The 1323-nt window shown below is 34.8% G+C and carries 1 protein-coding gene; it reads right to left on the reverse strand.

Annotated features, from left to right (window positions below):
* Positions 1–322 precede the first annotated feature (322 nt).
* Positions 323–1323: GGDEF domain-containing protein (locus tag I4V44_RS17395; protein ID WP_243280315.1), on the reverse strand; the 1001-nt coding region annotated here is incomplete at its 5' end.

The raw sequence follows: 1323 nt of genomic DNA on the forward strand, positions 1-1323 counted from the left end.
TTTCTCAATATCCGCGGAAGCCCTGCTCCAGTATCATTGATCTGTTTTCCATCAAACTCACCATATACAGAAAGTCAAAAAACACCGCAGATTTCTCTGCGGTGCAGCCCGGAAGTATAGCGATAACTTCATGACAAATCTTCATACCAATACGGAATTGTTCAAAAATCTTTCGGAGTCTTACTTGCTTAATTTATGACTGTATTATAAACTGACTTTCGTGATATTATCACACAATAACATAGTAAAAACTCTATTGGTTTTTCCAACAGGGTTCTATCGATTACTCATTTAAGAAGATTCAACTACTCTGAGCTGAAAGCTAATTATATTTCTTGCATAACTTTTTATTTTTATACATATAAGCATCTGCCTCATCCAATAACATCTGCATTGTACCCGACATATCATCGGAGGATAATGCCCATCCGCAGGCATAGTCGATTGGTATTTGATTTTCATAACTATTTAATCTGTCTCTTTCTCTGTACAATGATTTTAATATCACCTTAATTTCCGCCTCGCTTGTATGATAAATGACTGCTATAAACTCATCTCCGCCATATCTTCCAACAAAATCCTTTTCTGGAATAACACTGCGCAAAAGCTTTGCGAAATTCAATATTAACTGATCTCCTGCGGAATGTCCCATTGTATCATTTACAGTTTTTAGATTATTTAAATCAAACATTATGCATGCTGTAGGATCTGTAATTATATCTTTTTTATTAAGTAGCTCATTACAGGCATTTTTATTTGGCAGTCCAGTATAGGCATCTATGAATGCTTTCTGTTCCAGCAGTCTGTTTTGCATTGCCATCTGCATTGCCCTTAGAGTCTGCATAATAACTAATATCACCAGACTCAACATATCAAGTGCCGACAGAAGCTCTATGGTACGAATCTTTATAGCAATCTTTTCTGAATAGCTTTCTGCGGCAGAGACAGTTTCATCTGCCATCGTAAAATATATTTCACTCATATTAACAATGTCTGTATTTTCGTATCCCTTGTTTCTTACTGCTTCAATCTCTTTTTTCAATTTATCCCAGTAATCACTCTGAATTTGCAATTTTTCCAGATATTCTTCGTCATTGAGTTTTACCAGATCATAATGTCCATCCTGATATCTTAATCCAAGAAAAATATCATCCAAATATTTAATTAATTCTTCATTTTGGTTTCCTGTAATTTCTAATTTTACTTCGCGCTGTGTAGCTCCACGTACTAGGCCTGCATAATTTATTACGCGTGCTGTCCCCTGTAGCCTACTAATCTGAATCATCATAAAAATAATAAGAACTACTAATATCAATATAAGGA

The organism is Blautia sp. 1001283B150304_161114_C9, from assembly GCF_015668165.1.
GTDB classification, from domain to species: domain Bacteria; phylum Bacillota; class Clostridia; order Lachnospirales; family Lachnospiraceae; genus Blautia_A; species Blautia_A wexlerae.